Source organism: Vibrio sp. D173a (assembly GCF_030248475.1).
Window position 1 is genome coordinate 1 of sequence record NZ_JAHGAH010000989.1, and the last position, 720, is coordinate 720.

At 51.2% G+C, this 720-nt stretch carries 1 protein-coding gene; it reads right to left on the reverse strand.

Annotated features, from left to right (window positions below):
* Positions 1-720 (reverse strand): CHAD domain-containing protein (locus KIV40_RS30780; protein WP_285353088.1); only part of this gene is annotated, 720 nt, incomplete at both ends.

A 720-nucleotide genomic window follows, 5' to 3' on the forward strand; every position in this document is an offset into this window, starting at 1 on the left:
ACACTGATTTGGCGCGTTTGCTCCATCGCATGCAGGATAGACACCTCTTGGCGAGCCAACCAACGCTCCAGTTGAACCTTCTCATCACCCTCTAACTTTTCGGTGAGTGGCGAAAGTGTTCTCAGCATCAACAGGTCATCAATGCCCTGAATCATATCCGCCCAAGGCAGACGGAAGCTATTACGCTCATCGGCATCGTATAGGCTAGCAAAGCCAACACCCGAATAGAGGTTTCGCATCAAACGGTACTGCTGGTCGATATACGCTTGGCTAGTCATCACGCGCTCTGGCGGGAACGCCTCCATCAATTCAGCCCAAGTACGATCAAGCTGCTTAACCGAGAACCATTCAATGCCGCGCGCCATCTGTTCACGAGCTTTATCATCAAGGAATGGCTGCCAGCCACGCGAAAGGATCCAGCGACTCAAGTCCAGAAGCAAACCTGTGTAACGCGCCGAGCTCAGTAGCGTTAACAGCTCTTCACGGTCTGGTAGCTGCTCTTGCATCTCTTTTAGCTCAGCCACCAAGAATTTGCGCGCGTCTAACTTACGCAGAACGTGACCTTTGTCTTCAAGCAGGTCTTCAAAGTGGTCATAACTCTTAAGCCACTCTAGCTCTTGTTCTAGCCACTTAAGTTCTTGGCGCAGAATCGCACTTGCACGACGCGGCACAATCCCACCATAAATAGTGAAGGTTTGACGAATGAAGCTCAGCGAGTGG